The organism is Dehalococcoidales bacterium (assembly GCA_041656115.1).
In the GTDB taxonomy this organism is placed as follows: Bacteria; Chloroflexota; Dehalococcoidia; order Dehalococcoidales; family UBA5627; genus UBA5627.
On record JBBAED010000002.1, the window covers coordinates 234,122 to 251,382 of the forward strand.

Genomic DNA, 17,261 nt, shown 5'->3' on the forward strand with positions numbered 1-17,261 from the left:
TTGATAAACTTTTTTAACGGTTAATTATAAAGGAGGAGATTGATGGGAAGAAGGGATATTCGACACCATGAAACCAAAAAACCTAAAAAAGATACCAAAAAGTCCGGCGTTTCAGAGATGCTGGAACAATCACCGGTTGTTGATGTAATTAAAAAGAAGAAACGCAAGGAAGATGAAGAAGACTAAGGTTTTCTAAATGTATAATGGCTAACACGGCTGATAAGGTTTCCGCAAGGGTTTTTGTATACGGGCGGGTTCAAGGAGTTGGGTTTAGAGACTTTGCGTATCGCGGTGCCCAAAAAGAGAGTTTAACCGGATACGTTAAGAACCTGTCTGATGGCAGGACCGTCGAGGTTTATGCCGAAGGCACAAAAACACAGCTTGAAAAACTTATCAGCCAACTTAAAACCGGCCCCCGTATGGCAGTTGTGGAAAAATTAACAACGGATTACGGGGATGCCGCAGGCAGTTACACAAACTTCGAAATCAGATATTAAACCCCGCCCCACTCGTGCTAACCGCATTTCCGCAAGCCAAAAATGACTATCTATAAATCAAGATCGGCTGCAGACTCCTTAATTAAATCCAAATAGTTTGTTTTAATCCCCAGCGTATGCGAAATTTCAAGATCGATGTCATGCAAATCGCCCATAAAGATCTTGCCGCATTCTTCTATTTCACCCTTAGCCGGTTCGTCTTTGGTAATAAATTTCTGGCGCGCTTCAACAATCCCCAAATCAAACGGCATCGTAAAATAGAGGTCCGTAATTACTTTTTCAATCCCCAAGTTGTAAAGGTCACGCCAACCGCCGCCGGAACCGTATTTCTTGCTTGGCAAAAGGCTCAACAAATTCATAATGCTTAAATGACCAAACCCGTTTACAACTTTCAAAGGCGAAACGGAAATCAGATAATCACTTGATAAAACCACATTGGGAATCCAAAAAGTCGGCACTGCCAGCGGCTTAATAAGCGGGTTATCGACTTCAACCCAAACACAATCGTTAACATCAAGCGTAATTATCCTCGGAAAATCGTAACCCAACGATTGGTAAATCGGGGCAATCGGCGCACCGTTCGGCGTTCCGTCCAAAATCAGGATATCGGCATCGGAAACCTTTCGTATCCCTTTTATAATTGTAGCCATCATTTCGCGGCTGGTGGTTACCGGATATGAAACCGGATATCCGGCCATTGGTTTTATCAAAACACGGCGAGCCCTCGACAACATTGACGGCGCCTTAAAAACAAAATCGGAATTATTATAAATCAAACTCAATTTCTCCTATCAGGTAAAATAAAAAACCACATACCAGTTATGAGAAATCCGGCAGTAGATTACAGTAAAACTTACAGCAAAATCACGCTCCCCTAATAACCTTAAAAGTAGCGCTGACTTTAACAAGAACCGGGTGCAACCTCTAAAACGGACACACCGATAATTTCGTTTAATATACCTACAAGCCCCTAACGGGCGAAATAACCGGATCACTCAATTATTGCTAATTAAAAAACAAACAATCTAAAACTCAACTCCTACACTGACTACTTCAATAATAAAGATAGAGCAGGACTTTTCACCCCGCAAATCCCTATTACTTATTTTACCACTCAAGTCAAGTCCTTTTTCAAGCCCTAAACGCTTATTTTAGCACTAATTTTAAAATAGTTGTATTTTTGTCAGTATATTTGCACGTGTTATAATTGCAATATGGAAATAAAAGACTTGGGCGAGTTTAATTTAATTGATAAAATAGCCGAGCTGATTCAAAAGGATTCAACCGCAGCGGATGCAAACCTGATTTTAAATATAGGTGATGATACCGCCGCTTGGAAGAATAAAGACGCAATGAGCCTAATAACAGTTGACTGCTTGGTTGAAAATATCCACTTCAGAACCAAAAACACCACTCCCAACGCACTGGGATGGAAGGCACTCGCCGTTAGCCTCAGCGATATCGCCGCAATGGGTGGTATCCCCAAATATGCACTGTTTTCGCTGGCCTTGCCCGCAGAAACGGAAACCGAGTATGTTTTAGATATCTACAAAGGAATTTTGGAACTTGCCAACAAATTCGGTACAAAAATTATAGGCGGGAATATCAGTAAAGCCCCTTTACTTTTTATTGATTCGGTTGTGTACGGTGTTAGCGCCGACCCTAATGTTATGTTAACTCGTTCAGCAGCGAAACCCGGCGATTTAATTGCCGTTACCGGCGATTTGGGCGCGGCCGCCGGCGGACTGAAAATAATTGAAGATAACCTTACATTTGCAGATGAAATAAAAAAACCGCTTACAGAAGGCCTTAATCAGCCCTACCCCAGAATAAAGGAAGGGCAAAAACTGGCAGCCGGCGGCGTAAAATGCGCCATGGATTTAAGCGACGGCTTGGTTATCGACCTTGGGCATATCTGTAAAGCAAGCGGCGTGGGGGCAATAATAGAAATTGAGAGCATCCCCATTCACCCGGAGTTAAAGGCCGCTTTCGGAGAAAACGCAATCGATTTAGCGCTTTCGGGGGGCGAAGATTACGAATTGTTATTTACCGCCGAGCCCCAAGTTATTGAAAAGATAAAAAAACAGACGGATTGTCGAATTACGGTTATCGGTAAGATTATTGCCGATGACAACCGCCAAATAAACTTAACAGACAGTACGGGTGAAATTTATACCCCGCCGAATAAAGGATGGAACCATTTTGGATAATAAATCAAAGCGCGAACTTATAATGATAAGTAAGTCTCCCGAAGAAACCGTTAGCTTGGGTAAAAAAATCGGAGAGCTTGCGGAGGCGGGAGACATTTTTCTGCTTAGCGGGGCTTTGGGGGCGGGAAAAACCTGCCTGACACAGGGGATTGCTTACGGTTTGGATATTAACGAATATACGCTAAGCCCTTCTTTTGTATTGGTACGCGAATTGTACGGGCGGCTCACCTTATACCATCTGGATCTTTACAGGCTGGAAGATATCGATGAAATTGCCAATCTCGGGCTTGATGATTACCTTTACGGGAAAGGCATTTGCACAATAGAATGGGCCAACCGCAGTATGTCGCTTTTCCCCGATGAACACCTCGGAATCGAAATAAACTATTTGGATAATAATCAAAGGCAAATTATACTTAGAGCATACGGCGAAAGATATAATCGGCTGATTAACGAATTGGAACACCGAACGGAGTAGATAATGCATTTAGCAATTGATACATCAACAGATATTGCCGGGATTGCAATAGCGGACGAATTAAATATATTATCGGAACTTACCTGGAATTGCGGGCAAAACCATTCCGTCCAGCTAATGCCCCGTATTACACAATTAATGGGTAAAGCCGAGATTAAGTTTGAACAACTTAACGGGGTTGTTGTAGCTATCGGCCCCGGCAGTTTTAACGGTTTGCGTGTCGGGGTCAGTACCGCCAAAGGGATTGCATACGGATTGGGGATTCCGCTCGTCGGAATAAGCACCCTCGAGGTAACCGCATACGGGTACGGTTTTAGCGATCTGCCGATATGCCCAATTATAAATGCGGGAAGAACCGAGGTTGCCGCGGCGTTATTTCGCCAAATTGATGGCGACTGGCAAAAATTAACCGCTGAGCATATTACAACAATCCCCGAATTATGCGAACAAACAAATTCAAAAACCCTATTTTGCGGAGAACTTAAACCTGCTGCAATTGAGGAATTAATACAAAAATTGGGCGATAAGGCGCTAATCCCCTCCCCCGCCGTGCGTTTGCGCCGCCCGGGTCTTCTTGCCGAGCTGGGGTATCGCAAACTCGAATCCGGTAATTATGATGACGCAGCCTCTTTGCAACCGATTTATTTAAAAAAGCCGCCGATTACACAGCATAAAAATATGACTCCTCAAGCGGAAAGCGAACTCTGATTTTCGCAATTTGAATATTAACCTCAAAATATAGAATAATAGACAGATACAATACGATAATAAATTAAAAAGAAGGATGGAAATGGTAGAAAGATCACTGATTCTTGTTAAACCCGATGCAACCGAAAGAGGGCTGACGGGTGAAATCATCAGACGTATTGAGGATGAATCCTTAACGTTAATCGGCATTAAGATGCTGCATATGGATATGGCACTTGCCGAAAAGCACTACGCCCCGCACAAAGAGAAACCCTTTTTTAAAGACCTTACCGCATATATCAGCTCCGGCCCGATTGTAGCGGCGGTATTTGAAGGCGAAAACGCAGTTGAAGTTATCCGCAAAATTATGGGCGCCACCGACCCCGCTAAATCCGCAGAAGGAACTATCAGAGGAGACCTTGGAATAGATATCGAACACAACTCAATCCACGGCTCCGATTCGGTTGAAACAGCGAAAAACGAGATTAATCTCTTCTTCTCAAAAGACGAACTCTTTAGCTGTTAAAGCTATTGAATCCGAATTATCGGATTTGCTTGTTTCCAAAGCTCATCAAGTCTGTAATACTCTCTCTCTTGGGGAGAGAGTATATGGACGATGACATCGTTATAGTCCACCAACACCCAGCCCGATTCGGGGGTCCCTTCCCTGTGCAGCGGATAGACGTTTTCCTTTTTCAAAAGGCTGATTATTTCTCCGGCGAGGGCATCTATTTGTCTTTCGGAATCACAACTGCAAAGCACAAAATAATCGGCAAAGCCGCATATTTCCTTTACATCCAATAAACTGATGTCAATCGCTTGCTTATCGCTGGCGATTTCCACTATTTTTCTTGCTAAATCTATACCTTCCAGTTGCGGCCTCCAAAAAAATTGATATCGTATGATTTATTATAACACAAACAAAATAAACCTCGCAGAAGCGCATTAACTTTATTATCAAGAACCACGTTTTCGATAAAAGTACGAGTGTTTTGCCGAAAACCGACGATGATATGTTATACTGTTATCATTATGTCTAAATTATTATTCGGAACAGCGGGAATCCCTTTAAGCACACCGAAGGCCCCAAGCGGTGAGTTACAAACCGTTACAGGCATTGAACGGGTGGCGGAACTGGGATTGGGGTGTATGGAACTTGAATTTGTTAAACAGGTTTACATCACCAAAGCCAATGCCGAAAAAGTCAGAGAAGTTGCCGCCGCAAACGGGGTAGCTCTGTCGGCGCACGCCCCCTACGCCCTTAATTTTAACGCCAGAGAAACGCAAAAAATCAGAATCAGCCAAAGCTACCTTTTCAGTGCGGCCGAAATCGCCTATTTATGCGGTGCCAAAAGCGTTATTTTCCACCCGGCTTATTATATGGGAGACCCACCCGAAAAGGCTTACCAAACAGTTAAAACAGCTCTTTCCGAGGTGCTGGAAAAAATGGACGAAAAGGGCGTTAAGATTGATTTAAGACCCGAGGTCAGCGGTAAAATCAGCCAATTCGGCACAATTACCGAAATTGCCAACCTTTGCTCCGAACTGCCTAACACCAAGCCTTGCATCGATTTCGCCCACTGGCACGCGCGCACCGGCGCCTACAATTCGTATGCGGAATTTGCATCCATCCTCGATGAATTGGTATCGACACTCGGAAAAGAGTCTTTAAACGATATGCATATCCACGTTTCGGGAATCGAATACACCGAAAAGGGCGAAAGAAAACATCTTCCTTTTGAAGAAGCGGATATGCAATACACGGAACTGCTCCAAGTTTTAAAAGATTACAATGTCAGCGGTCTGTTAATCTGTGAAAGCCCGATAATGGAAGAGGACACTCTTCTTTTGAAACAAACCTACGAATCCTTAAAATAAAATTATTTTAAGCGCTAACTTATCGGCCGCTATTCCGTTATAATTTATGTGTGACATCATTTCTGCTATAATGTAGGATACATGTAATATTTTTATTTCCTGAGCTCCCACTAAAATGACTAAAGCAGTCACCGATTTTTTATTATATTTTTCGAGGTAAATTATGAAGATAAATTGGAAGCGTACAATCATAGTCTATGCGGCTATAATTGTACTTGCCATTCTTTTCTCTACTTTTATATGGCCCGGTGAACCCAAACCGGAAAAAATCTCTTTGAGCGATGCCATATTAATGTCGCAAGAGGGGAAAATAGTCAGTATCGAAATAAGCGATAGCCAGCTTACAATTGTTGATACAAGCAACAAGAAATTTACAACATACAAAGAAGCCAACGTCAGTATTTACGAAATAGACGGTTTCATTTTACAAAACGTAGAAGTAGATATTAAAAGCAGCGGATTTAATTGGGGAAGTCTGTTAATCAGCTTTTTACCGCTTCTGATATTCGGGCTTTTAATCTTTTTCTTATTCAGTCAAGCCAGAGGCGCCAACAGCCAAGCAATGAATTTCGGGCGTTCCAAGGCCAGAATGTTAACCCCGAGCACTCCGACGATTACCTTTGATGACGTCGCCGGTGTGGATGAAGCCAAACAAGAACTTTTTGAAGTGGTTGATTTTCTGAGAACACGTGAAAAATACCAATCGTTAGGGGCACGCATTCCCAAGGGTATCCTTTTGGTTGGCCCCCCCGGTACCGGTAAAACACTAATGGCAAAGGCCATCGCCGGTGAAGCCGGTGTGCCTTTCTTCTCGATTAGCGGCAGTGAATTTGTTGAGATGTTTGTCGGTGTGGGTGCCTCGCGTGTCCGTGATTTATTTGATCAAGCCAAACGGAATGCCCCTTGTATTATTTTTATTGATGAAATTGATGCCGTCGGGCGTCAGCGCGGCGCCGGAATGGGCGGCGGCCATGATGAAAGAGAGCAAACCCTTAACCAAATTCTGGTTGAGATGGACGGGTTTGATACGAATACCAGCGTTATTGTAATTGCGGCAACCAACAGACCCGATATTTTAGACGAAGCCTTGCTAAGGCCCGGGCGCTTTGACCGCAGAATTACACTTGACCGCCCCGATATTGTCGGGCGGAAGGCTATCCTAAAAATACACAGTAAAGGGAAGCCTTTAAACAAAACGGCCGATTTGGAATCGCTGGCAAAACAAACCGTCGGGTTTTCCGGAGCCGATTTAGCTAACTTAGTTAACGAAGCGGCTATCCTAGCTGCCCGCCGCAGTAAAAAGAGTATCGGGATGGCTGAACTCGAAGAATCAATTGACAGGGTTATTGCCGGCCCCGAAAGAAGAAGCCGCAAAATCAGCCCGAAAGAAAAAGAGATTACGGCCTACCACGAGGCCGGTCATGCGCTGGTTGCCAGAATGTCGCCCAATGCCGACCCTGTTCATAAAATCTCGATTGTCGCCAGAGGGATGAGTTTAGGTCATACCAGGCAGCTGCCGACCGAGGACCGCTATCTTTTAACGCGTTCTCAGTTTAAAGATATGCTGGCAACCCTGCTTGGCGGGCGTATCGCAGAAGAAATTATATTTGATGAAATCAGTACCGGTGCATCGGATGATATCCGCCGCGCAACAGCATTGGCACATAAAATGGTAACCGATTACGGTATGAGCGATAAATTGGGAACCCGAACATTCGGCAATAAACAGGAAATGATCTTTTTGGGGCGCGAAATATCCGAACAACGCGATTACGGCGATGAAATAGCAAACATCATCGACGACGAAGTTAATAATATTGTTCAGACGGCTTACGACAGTGCCAAAGAGATATTGCTTAAAAACAGAGACCGGCTTGAACATATTGCTCAATATTTAATGGCGAAAGAAACCATTGAAGCCGACGAATTGGAAAAACTGTTTACCGAGCCGGTGGAAACATTGGAAGCCGAGCTGCAGGAATATATCTCTACAGAATCGGCAAAGGAAGTTCCCGCAGTTGAACCTGTTGTCGATGAAGGGCCGAAAGAAAAAGTTGCCGATTTAATCAAGCAACCTAAACAAGCCCCCGGGGCTGCATAGTTTTAATTTAAAAAGGAGCTTAATTAATGGTAGAAATTACTAACAGCGTTATACCGATTGAAGATGTACTTAACAGCGTTCGCAATGATGCCAGCGGCGGGATTATTGCTTACATCGGGCTTATCAGGGATAATTCTTACGAAAAACGGGTTGTTTCCGTTGAGTACGGCAACGAGGACGGGGATGCCGAAGCAAGGCTGCAAAAGATTGTTGACGATACAAAAGAGAAATGGCCTGTAAACGACATGGCAATCGTCCATAGGGTTGGAAAACTGAATGTCGGCGATAATAACGTCGTAATCGCCGTATCGACGGGACACCGCCAAGAAGGCTTTGCCGCTTGTCAATTTGCCATTGATAAATTCAAGGAAGGGCTTCCGACATCCAAAAAGGAAACCTATACCGATGGTACTTGCTTGGATTACAAACCGAAGTGCTAATTTAGTTTGGTACTTGTAACTTCTCGCATCATATATTAGGCACTCCTTTAACTGGCTCTGGCTTAAGAGTCTGGGCTATAGGAGCTTTCTCAAAACCAATAATATCAGCCCAACTACGAGAATTATATTTTAGACCAGTGGCTTCAGCAGGTGATCTGTTATTTAATGCCATGTGAGGCTTAAAAAAGTTATAGTGAACCAGCCAACCATCGGTAAACCTTTGCAGGGTGTTTTTATTCTTTAAGGCACGCATTACTTTTGTGCGGCTTTCTCCTGATTATGGGTTTATGATATGTGCCTGATTTTCCTAAGTATCGAATGTATTTTTGAATTATCTTTCCGCCTTCATGGACAGTCTCAAATTAATAGCCATACCAATTCCCTGAATGCGGCGGTATCTCTTTTGCTATTACAAAGCTCATTTATTTGCCCTTCTCTGTGCTCGATTTTGTACCGTGCCTTTTCCATTACTTTGTTCGGATATATTATCCCTCAAATTTCGCTCTTTATGTTTGAGTATAGCTTCTCTAACACCTGCGATTAATATTGATATTTGTCTTTCTACTAATGGTTTTAATTGGCTCTTTTTAGCATAGATTCTAGCTGGTAATTTTTCTTTTAATATAGGGTTTTCATAAAGTGGTTTTGTACTAAGTAGCATATAATAATATCTTTCTGATATTGTAAAATAATTCGATATTTGTACACTTATATATGCTGAAGAGGCTTTTCTTTGTAGGGACTTTATCCTTTTTTCGTAATGCTTATATTTATGTGTAGACTTTAATTCATTTAACCCTGCATGATAGGTATCCAATATACTGCTCATATCCCCTAAGTCCAGAAGGGCTTGCTCTGTTTTATTATTTATACCGTTTATAGATATTTTTCTCATATACGCTCTGTTAACTGTATCAAATTCTTTTTCTATAGCTTTTTTATCTTTATTATATTCTATTGCTTTTGATAAAGAATGAAAATCTATTCCAAGTATAGTTTGATAATCATTAAATAAATTTTTCCATTGTTCTTCTGACAAATTTAATGAATAATCGTCTACAAAATTAGAGGTAATAACGTCTATTTTTTCAATCAAATCTGGAATACTCTCTATATCTTTTTTTATTTTCCAGTCTATAATAAAGGTTATTACGATTAATAATAATGTGATTATTGCGATAATTAATCCCCAAAGTTGTATTGCATTTAATTGCTCTAGCCACTTGCCTGTAACACTAGCTATCATACCCATCACAGCCAACACCCCCAATAACCAACGTATTGTTGAGATGGTTTCATTTGCTGTTTGGAAAAATGAAGATATTTTGTCAAACATTTTTTAAACCCCCTATCCTTTCGTTTAGGGGTATTATATAGCAAACTTATCATATTAGGCACTCCCTTGATACGAAAAGTTGCAAGTAAGTTTAGTTTAATATAACGGACTTTTTGAAAACGCCTGTTTTTATGAACGGGCGTTTTTTTGTTTAAAGATAAAATGGCACAGAGTTATCAAAACTTAAGAAACAAAAATGCCTCCCATAAATTAGGAGGCATTCTCATAATTAAACCTTATTTTAACGCATTTATTTATTGCGCTTAACCACAAAATCGGTAAGGGCAAGAAGCGCCTGACGGTTTTTCCCGTCCGCCACAGCATCCAAATTATGCCTTGCCATATTGCTATACTTTGAAGCTGTATCATAACACTCATCAATAATGTCTGTGCTTTTTAACAAAGAAATCGCTTCTTTAACGTTTTCTTGCTTATCGCCTTCATCTTTGAAAATACGTCGGACGGGGTTATCGCCCGGGAAACGCTCCAAAAGCATCATCGACGGCAATGTCATTGTTCCCTGAATTAAATCAGAGGCAACCGGTTTTCCCAGCTCATTCTCGCTGGCGGTAAAATCAAGGATATCGTCTACTATTTGGAAGGAGATTCCTAAATTGATTCCGTAATCTCTCATCGCTTTGATTTCTTCTTCGGAGGCTCCCCCCAACACCGCCCCGCCCTCGGTTGCCAAAGCAAAAAGAGCCGCTGTTTTACCGGTAATCCGTTCAAGATAATCATCAAACGTTTGGTTGATTTGGAAGGAACTGAACCCCTGTTTCAATTCGCCGTGAGAAATCGCTTCAAGCGTTTCGGCAAATAACCCGACCACACGCAAATTGCCGGTGGCAATGGCAAAAAGTGAGGCCTTGGCAAACAAGTAATCCCCAAAAATAATGGCCCTATCCACACCCCAAATACTGTTAATTGTTGCCCGTCCGCGGCGCACGTTGGCTTTGTCGATAGCATCGTCATGGACAAGCGTGGCAATATGCATTAGTTCACTGGCAGATGCCATATTAACCAACTTTTCGTGCTGATAGTTATACAAACTGCCGGAATGCAGTGCCAGTAAAGGGCGCACCACTTTACCGCCGGAACCTAAAATTTGTTCCAGCATTTTATGAAGTTCGGGGAAGGTCTTACTCTTTTCGGACGCAAGCACTTTAAACTTATCTTCAACCCCGGTAAGCCCGTCTTTAACGAGCGAATAAACTTGTTTTATATCCACGACGATATTTCTCCTATCGTTTTATATTTCATCGCTTTTGCCGAGTCTAGCGGTTTCTTGTTCGATAATCTCTTCATCCAGCTTGGTAAAAAGCGGCTGGGGCGGTAATAATTTTTGCCCCGGCGAAGGAAGGCGTAATTGCCATCCGTCATCTTCCACTTTACCGTCAAAACCGAGATATTCGTGCAATTTTTGAGAGCTAAACGGCAGGAAAGGATAAAATGCGGTTCTAAGGCCGGAAATAACCGAGATTGCCACATAAAGGGTTACCGCTGCCGCTTGCCTATCGATTTTAATAACCTTCCAAGGGGATTTTTCTTCAAGATAGCGATTAGCTTCCTGTGCCAATGCCATTGCTGTTCGAATGGCTTCCTTAAACTTGCACGCGGCTATCAATTCCCCCATTTTTTCCAACGTCGCTTCGGTTTTTTTCAAGATAACCTGGTTTTCATCATCTATATCGATCGGATCCGGAACACAACCGTCAAAACTGCGGTAAGTAAAAGTCAGAACGCGTTGAACCAAATTACCGTATGTCGCTACCAACTCGTCGTTATTGCGGCGTACAAATTCACGCCATGAGAAATCGGTATCGCTGGATTCCGGCATATTCGCCGAAAGTAAATATCTTAACGGGTCGGGGTCGTAGCGCGAGAGATAATCCGGCAGCCAAACCGCCCAATTTAAGCTGCTTGAAAGTTTCCTGCCCTCAATGGTGAGGTATTCATTGGCAGGAACATCGTAAGGTAAATTAAGACCTCCGTATCCCAAAAGCATCGCCGGCCAAATTATGGTATGGAAAGGAATATTGTCCTTCCCGATGAAATTATAGCTTTTAACGTCATCGGCTTGCCAGAATTCGCGCCATTTATCGGGGTTACCACCGGCTTTTGCCCATTCCTTGGAGGCTGACAGATAACCGATAACCGCCTCAAACCAAACATATATGCGCTTGCCCTCATAGCCCTCAAACGGCAGCGGAACCCCCCAACTGATATCACGTGTAATTGCCCGGTCTTTTAATCCGGATTGGAGGTAGCCGATTGTAAAATTGGCAACGTTTGCGCGCCAATGTTTCTGTTTTTTAACCCATGTCAACAGCTCGTCTTCAAAAGCGGAAAGCTTAAGAAAGAACTGTTCGGAATCGCGAAACTCAGGGGTTGTGCCGCATGTTCTGCAACGTGGGGCTTTTAATTCATTCGGGTTTAAGGGTTGCCCGCACTTGTCGCATTGATCCCCGCGCGCACCCTCGTAACCGCATAAATGACATGTTCCTTCTACGTAACGGTCCGGTAGATAGCGGTTGCATTTAGAGCAATAAGGCTGTAAGACAGTATCCTTATAAATGTACCCCTTATTAAAAAGGGTCATAAAGATATCCTGCGATACTTCCCGGTGGTTTTCGGTTCCGGTACTGGTAAAAAGGTCAAACGTTATTCCAAAATCTTTAAAAGACTCTAAAAATTGCTTGTGATATTTTTCGGCAATTTCGGAAGGCTCTACCCCCTCCTGCTCGGCGCGAATCGTTATCGGTGTGCCGTGCACGTCCGACCCCGATACCATTAAAACAAGATTGCCCTTTGTACGGTGATAACGGGCAAAAATATCCGGCGGGAGGTAGGCTCCGGCAATATGACCCAAGTGAAGCGAACTATTGGCATACGGCCAAGCCACTCCGATAAGTATTTTTTCTCTCATACCGCCTTATTCCTGATTAAAATCCGATTCGGTAAAAAAGGAAAGGATTTTTTCGCCTTTTTCCACTTTATAATGCGCATATCCTTTATCGAGGGCGCATTTTACGCAGTAGCGCACGGTCTCACCCTTTTCAACTTCTTTGCCGTCTTCTTCATCAACGCAAAGATACCTCTCCGGATATTGAATAACACGATTACAAATATCGCAGTTAATTCCGCCTAATGAGATACATCCCCTTCTCATATTTAACTCTTTAACTCCTTTTAATCATCAATCAGATATTAACAAACGGATTACGATAAAAGTTTCAGCCACGCCTGGTAAACTTCTTTTTTCGCTAATCCAGTTTCTTTAACCACTTTTTCCACAGATTCTCTGGCCCCTAACCCCTCTTGCTGTAATGCCTCAAGCCTTTTGATTACATCGCCGGTAAGCTGTGGTTTTTCCTTGGCTTTGCCGTCAATCACAAGAACAAATTCGCCTCTCGGATCGTTAAAGTGTTCCAGCGCCTCGCTAGCCGTTCCCCGAAAGACTTCTTCGTACATTTTTGTAAGTTCACGGCAAACACAAATTCTTCTGTCGCCTAAAACGTATATTATATCACTTAATGCCGCCTGCAAGCGATGAGGCGCTTCGTAAGCGATTATTGTACCGGTTTCGGAAAGAACTGTTGTAAGCACCTTTCTTCTGTCGCCGATTCTGCGCGGCAGGAAACCGATAAAAGTAAAACGATCTGTCGGCAAGCCCGAAACAGCCAGAGCCGTTATGATTGCCGAGGGTCCGGGAATCGGTACAACCGTAAAACCCTTTTCAACAGCGGCGGCAACCAGCTCGTATCCGGGGTCGGAAATACCCGGCATCCCGGCTTCCGAAACAATGGCTATATCTTTCTGCTCCAGTTGGCTTAAGATATAGTCCAGCTTATCTATTTTATTATGCTCGTAATAACTTGTCAGGGACGTTTTTATCTCGTATTTGTCCAGTAGTATCCTGGTTTTACGTGTATCTTCGGCAGCAATTAAATCTACCTCACGCAAAATCCTGACAGCTCGCGGGGAAATATCTTCCAAGTTTCCAATGGGGGTCGCCACAATATACAGGCTAGGCATTTATATTTTGTCTTCCTTATTTTTTACATTATAACGTAATCGGTTTTCAGAGTCTAGAAAATAATATGCAGACCTGCTACTGTTTGTGATATAATAACCAATTAAATTTAGCAAACCGCTTTTTTTATTTTCTTTTAACCATTTAACTGCTACCGTATACTATATATTAATTTCATTAAGGAGGAAAAGTTATGAGTGTACCCCAATATAAAGAGTTGCGCCGTTCTTACGGTTTTGACGAAGTTGCGATAGTCCCCGGAGACGTATCGATAAACCCCGACCAAACCAATTTGGATTTAAAAATCGGTGATATAACCTTTGGATTGCCGGTGATTGCTTCGGCAATGGACGGAGTAACCGATACCAAGACAGCCGTTATTATGAGTAATTACGGCGGCTTGTCGGTTTTAAACCTCGAAGGGATTCAAACACGATACGAAAGACCGGATGATATTTTAGAAGAAATAGCGCAAGCCCCCAACGATCAAATTACCGCCTTAATGCAAAAAATATATTCCCAGCCGATGAGAGATGACCTGGTAGCGGAGCGTATAAAAGCAATTAAAAAAGAAGGCGCCGTCTGTGCCGTTTCGGTTACACCGGCTAACACAAAAAGGCTTGCGCCGATTATTGTAGAAGCGGGAGCCGATATTTTGGTTGTTGCTTCAACGGTAACCACCGCCCGCCACATTTCAAAAAGCTACAAGGGTTTGAGCTTTGAAGAGCTTTGCAATACTATTTCGATTCCGGTTGTTGTCGGTAACTGTGTCAGCTACAGCGCTTGCTTGGAACTGATGCGAACCGGTATTGCGGCCATTCTGGTCGGTGTCGGCCCCGGTGCCGCCTGTACTTCTCGCGAAGTACTTGGTATCGGCGTTCCTCAGATTACGGCAACAATGGATTGTGCCGCCGCCCGTGATGATTACGAAAAAGAGTCCGGCAGATACGTCCCTGTTATTACCGACGGTGGTTTCCGCAAGGGCGGCGACGTTTGCAAGGCATTTGTTGCCGGTGCCGATGCGGTAATGCTCGGTTCAATACTGGCTCAAGCCAAAGAAGCCCCGGGCAGGGGTTACCATTGGGGAATGGCTAATCCGCACGCTTCCCTTCCCAGAGGTACAAGGATTAAAGTCGGTGTTAATAGCTCTTACGAACAAATCCTGTTTGGCCCGTCTTCGATAACCAACGGCAGCCAGAACTTAATCGGCGCGCTGCGCACGACGATGGGTGTTTGCGGAGCGGCAACAATCAGGGAATTACAGCAGGCTGAAATGGTAATTGCGCCTTCAATAACCAGCGAAGGCAAGTTTTATCAGATGAGCGGACTTGCTTCCAAGTAACGATAATTAAGGACTAAAAAACGAAAGCCCTCGCAAAACACGAGGGCTTTTTTATATGCGGAATTATATGTGCTTATTCGTCGTCTTCGTCTTCATCGTCACCGGCATCGGCAGCAACCGGTGCTTCTCTGGGCACCTGAGGCACTATCGCTCTCGATTTATCCTGTTTGCGTTTGGAAGGAACGACAAGTTTCTCCGTATCCTTTTTGAATTTTTTAAGCGCCTCAAGTGATTCGGTATCGTTAACCTGCACTACCACCCCACACACCCCCATATCCCAAATCGCCTGTAATTCATCAACACTTAACCCCAAAGGCACGGATACCAAAAGCGGTTTGGATGTCAAAAGTGCAAAACGCTTGTAAACGGTTAATTTTTGCCAAGTAAGCAAGAATTTTTCGTTTTGTTTTTCATCCAGGAAAAAAGCGTTTTGAGGCATTGTATCCAAAACGCGGATCATTTCGGTAGGCATTTCGTTATTAACAACAATTACTTTGTCCGTTTTTTCGGATTTCAATAAAGAAGCGGCCGGGATATTATCATCAAAAACAACAAAGTCGAGTACCGTTTTCTCAAAATCAATTTTTACGGAACCGTTGAGGCGGCATCCGCACGGAATATTTTTAACCGCTTTGGCAGCTTTTTCGGCAGCTTTAACATCTGCAGCTTTTTGAGCATTAAACAGCAGCGCATCCGCAACATCGGCAATATCCGTTCCAGCCGATAAATCCGCCTGACCGACCAAAGCAATAACAAGCAGTTTCGGTTTTAAGTTTTTTTGGACAGTTCTGAAACCCAAAGGCGGCGGCTCGGAATGCGAAGCCTGTTTTAATATATCAATTAAACGACCCATCTTCCCTCCCAAAATATAAGGATAATAGTGGAGCCAGCGAGAGGATTCGAACCCCCGACCCGCGCTTTACGAAAGCGCTGCTCTACCTACTGAGCTACGCTGGCTTTAGCTAAAGTATAGCATAAACCCCGCTGTTGATAAAAAATCAAAAAGAGGGTTTAGCTGCGTTTCGGACGTTGCAGCAGAAACGAAAGTAAAATACCGCCGTCCACCTGGCTAACGCTGTGCGAAATTATCAGCCAGCCCCCGCCGTTAAGATTTGGTAGCGATTTACTGATATTATTTAAGGTTTTTGAAACCTTTAACGCAAAGGCCTTTTGTAGTTCAGGGTTTTTATAATCCGGTCCGTCGGATAAAATATCATCGTCCTGTTTTTGAAAGACAAACTCGGTTGCCATCGCATATTCATAAGGATTTTCCAAAATGTACCTCCGTTTATGTATAATGATTATGATTGTTATACGCAAACAATGTCAATGTTTTTGGAAAGCGTTTTGAATTTTTACATCAAGATTTATTCGGAATGAGGTAGATTTTAGTTATGGATAACAAATTCAATATTAACGCGACAACAGTTTTAAATAACGGCGTGCAAATGCCGGTGTTAGGCTTGGGGACATGGCAAATAACCGGAGAGGCCGCCGAAAAAGCAGTTGGGTGGGCGTTAAAGAGCGGTTACAGACATATCGATACGGCAACCGCGTATCACAACGAGGTTAATGTCGGCAAGGCTTTAGCCGAAAGCGGAGTTTCGCGTAAAGACCTCTTTATAACAACCAAACTCTGGAATACAGACCACGGTTACGATAATACGATTGCCGCCCTTGAAAAAAGCCTGCGGGATTTAGGGCTTACTTATGTCGATTTATACCTGGTACATTGGCCGGTAAGCGGTATGTATACCGAAACATGGAAGGCAATGGAGCATCTGCTTGCTGCCGATAAATGCCGCGCCATCGGTGTCAGTAATTTTACAATCAGGCATTTGGACGAACTTTTAAAAGAAGCGCTTGTTATTCCGGCGGTAAATCAAATGGAATTTAGCCCTTACCTTTATCAAAAGGATCTATTGGATTACTGCAATTCAAAAAAGATTCAGGTTGAGGCTTACAGCCCCTTAACGCGCGGCAACCAACTGGATGACCCCGAACTGGCGTCCATTGCCGCCAAATACGGTAAAAGCACTGCTCAAATACTTATCAGATGGTCGTTACAATCGGGGCTGGTTGTTATTCCGAAAGCATCATCGCTAAAGCATATCCAAGAAAATGCGGATGTATTCGACTTTGAAATATCCGCGGAAGATATGCAAAAAGTAACATCATTTCATAAAGATTTGCGCATCTGCTGGAACCCTGAAAAAGAAGCTTAAATCGATAAAACCTTGTGCTATTCAAGATTGAATT

20 protein-coding genes and 1 tRNA gene are annotated in these 17,261 nt (G+C 43.2%); 11 read left to right on the forward strand and 10 right to left on the reverse strand.

The features are described from left to right. The first annotated feature begins 42 nt into the window (after positions 1-42). Together WC958_02395 and WC958_02400 are read left to right on the forward strand one after the other, a co-directional pair. On the forward strand, positions 43-186 hold the full coding sequence (locus WC958_02395; protein ID MFA5629094.1) for a hypothetical protein: 144 nt from the start codon (positions 43-45) through the stop codon (positions 184-186). 17 nt (positions 187-203) lie between these two features. Continuing rightward, the gene (locus tag WC958_02400) at positions 204-497 is read left to right on the forward strand and encodes an acylphosphatase (GenBank protein ID MFA5629095.1); all 294 of its coding nucleotides are present in this window, start codon (positions 204-206) and stop codon (positions 495-497) included. Between the two features lie 50 nt (positions 498-547). On the opposite strand, the gene WC958_02405 is transcribed toward WC958_02400, so the two are convergent. Further along, on the reverse strand, positions 548-1,273 hold the full coding sequence (locus tag WC958_02405; protein ID MFA5629096.1) for a DUF362 domain-containing protein: 726 nt from the start codon (positions 1,271-1,273) through the stop codon (positions 548-550). Positions 1,274-1,711: 438 nt separating this feature from the next. On the opposite strand from WC958_02405, the gene thiL reads away from it, so the two are divergent. The 4 genes from thiL to ndk all read left to right on the forward strand — a co-directional run bounded on the left by thiL (position 1,712) and on the right by ndk (position 4,398). Continuing rightward, positions 1,712-2,707 (forward strand): thiamine-phosphate kinase, encoded by a 996-nt coding sequence (thiL, locus tag WC958_02410; protein MFA5629097.1) that lies wholly within the window; start codon positions 1,712-1,714, stop codon positions 2,705-2,707. Then, positions 2,700-3,185 carry a tRNA (adenosine(37)-N6)-threonylcarbamoyltransferase complex ATPase subunit type 1 TsaE gene (gene tsaE / locus WC958_02415; protein MFA5629098.1) on the forward strand — a complete coding sequence of 162 codons (486 nt, stop codon included), beginning with the start codon at positions 2,700-2,702 and terminating at the stop codon, positions 3,183-3,185. Before thiL ends, tsaE begins: the two co-directional genes overlap by 8 nt. 3 nt (positions 3,186-3,188) lie before the next feature. Continuing rightward, positions 3,189-3,893 carry a tRNA (adenosine(37)-N6)-threonylcarbamoyltransferase complex dimerization subunit type 1 TsaB gene (gene tsaB / locus WC958_02420; protein MFA5629099.1) on the forward strand — a complete coding sequence of 235 codons (705 nt, stop codon included), beginning with the start codon at positions 3,189-3,191 and terminating at the stop codon, positions 3,891-3,893. Positions 3,894-3,975: 82 nt separating this feature from the next. Further along, the gene (gene ndk, locus WC958_02425) at positions 3,976-4,398 is read left to right on the forward strand and encodes a nucleoside-diphosphate kinase (protein ID MFA5629100.1); all 423 of its coding nucleotides are present in this window, start codon (positions 3,976-3,978) and stop codon (positions 4,396-4,398) included. 2 nt (positions 4,399-4,400) lie between these two features. On the opposite strand, the gene rsfS is transcribed toward ndk, so the two are convergent. Then, the gene (gene rsfS, locus WC958_02430) at positions 4,401-4,715 is read right to left on the reverse strand and encodes a ribosome silencing factor (GenBank protein MFA5629101.1); all 315 of its coding nucleotides are present in this window, start codon (positions 4,713-4,715) and stop codon (positions 4,401-4,403) included. A gap of 189 nt (positions 4,716-4,904) precedes the next feature. Between rsfS and WC958_02435 the strand changes: the two genes are divergently transcribed. The 3 genes from WC958_02435 to WC958_02445 all read left to right on the forward strand — a co-directional run bounded on the left by WC958_02435 (position 4,905) and on the right by WC958_02445 (position 8,291). Then, a complete protein-coding gene (locus WC958_02435; GenBank protein MFA5629102.1) occupies positions 4,905-5,750 on the forward strand; it encodes a TIM barrel protein in 846 nt (281 codons plus the stop codon). A gap of 163 nt (positions 5,751-5,913) precedes the next feature. Further along, on the forward strand, positions 5,914-7,851 hold the full coding sequence (gene ftsH, locus WC958_02440; protein ID MFA5629103.1) for an ATP-dependent zinc metalloprotease FtsH: 1,938 nt from the start codon (positions 5,914-5,916) through the stop codon (positions 7,849-7,851). A 26-nt stretch (positions 7,852-7,877) separates the two neighbouring features. After that, positions 7,878-8,291 (forward strand): molybdenum cofactor biosynthesis protein MoaE, encoded by a 414-nt coding sequence (locus WC958_02445; GenBank protein MFA5629104.1) that lies wholly within the window; start codon positions 7,878-7,880, stop codon positions 8,289-8,291. Between the two features lie 418 nt (positions 8,292-8,709). On the opposite strand, the gene WC958_02450 is transcribed toward WC958_02445, so the two are convergent. The 5 genes from WC958_02450 to rsmI form a co-directional block, all read right to left on the reverse strand. Then, a complete protein-coding gene (locus WC958_02450; protein MFA5629105.1) occupies positions 8,710-9,627 on the reverse strand; it encodes a hypothetical protein in 918 nt (305 codons plus the stop codon). Between the two features lie 250 nt (positions 9,628-9,877). After that, positions 9,878-10,855 (reverse strand): polyprenyl synthetase family protein, encoded by a 978-nt coding sequence (locus tag WC958_02455; protein ID MFA5629106.1) that lies wholly within the window; start codon positions 10,853-10,855, stop codon positions 9,878-9,880. 21 nt (positions 10,856-10,876) lie between these two features. Beyond that, positions 10,877-12,553, reverse strand: coding sequence for a methionine--tRNA ligase (metG, locus tag WC958_02460; GenBank protein MFA5629107.1), 1,677 nt, complete (start codon positions 12,551-12,553; stop codon positions 10,877-10,879). 6 nt (positions 12,554-12,559) lie between these two features. Further along, positions 12,560-12,796, reverse strand: coding sequence for a hypothetical protein (locus tag WC958_02465; protein MFA5629108.1), 237 nt, complete (start codon positions 12,794-12,796; stop codon positions 12,560-12,562). A 50-nt stretch (positions 12,797-12,846) separates the two neighbouring features. After that, on the reverse strand, positions 12,847-13,662 hold the full coding sequence (gene rsmI / locus WC958_02470; GenBank protein ID MFA5629109.1) for a 16S rRNA (cytidine(1402)-2'-O)-methyltransferase: 816 nt from the start codon (positions 13,660-13,662) through the stop codon (positions 12,847-12,849). Positions 13,663-13,853: 191 nt separating this feature from the next. Here rsmI and WC958_02475 point away from each other — a divergent pair, with 191 nt between their 5' ends. Then, entirely contained in the window at positions 13,854-15,002 is a 1,149-nt protein-coding gene (locus WC958_02475) for a GuaB3 family IMP dehydrogenase-related protein (GenBank protein MFA5629110.1), read from the forward strand. A 73-nt stretch (positions 15,003-15,075) separates the two neighbouring features. On the opposite strand, the gene WC958_02480 is transcribed toward WC958_02475, so the two are convergent. The 3 genes from WC958_02480 to WC958_02490 all read right to left on the reverse strand — a co-directional run bounded on the left by WC958_02480 (position 15,076) and on the right by WC958_02490 (position 16,277). Then, on the reverse strand, positions 15,076-15,855 hold the full coding sequence (locus WC958_02480; GenBank protein MFA5629111.1) for a hypothetical protein: 780 nt from the start codon (positions 15,853-15,855) through the stop codon (positions 15,076-15,078). Between the two features lie 28 nt (positions 15,856-15,883). Continuing rightward, a tRNA-Thr gene (locus tag WC958_02485) sits at positions 15,884-15,959 on the reverse strand. A 54-nt stretch (positions 15,960-16,013) separates the two neighbouring features. Then, positions 16,014-16,277, reverse strand: a complete 264-nt coding sequence (locus tag WC958_02490; GenBank protein MFA5629112.1) for a hypothetical protein — start codon at positions 16,275-16,277, stop codon at positions 16,014-16,016. Positions 16,278-16,396: 119 nt separating this feature from the next. Between WC958_02490 and WC958_02495 the strand changes: the two genes are divergently transcribed. Next, a complete protein-coding gene (locus WC958_02495; GenBank protein ID MFA5629113.1) occupies positions 16,397-17,227 on the forward strand; it encodes an aldo/keto reductase in 831 nt (276 codons plus the stop codon). The last annotated feature ends 34 nt before the right edge of the window (positions 17,228-17,261 follow it).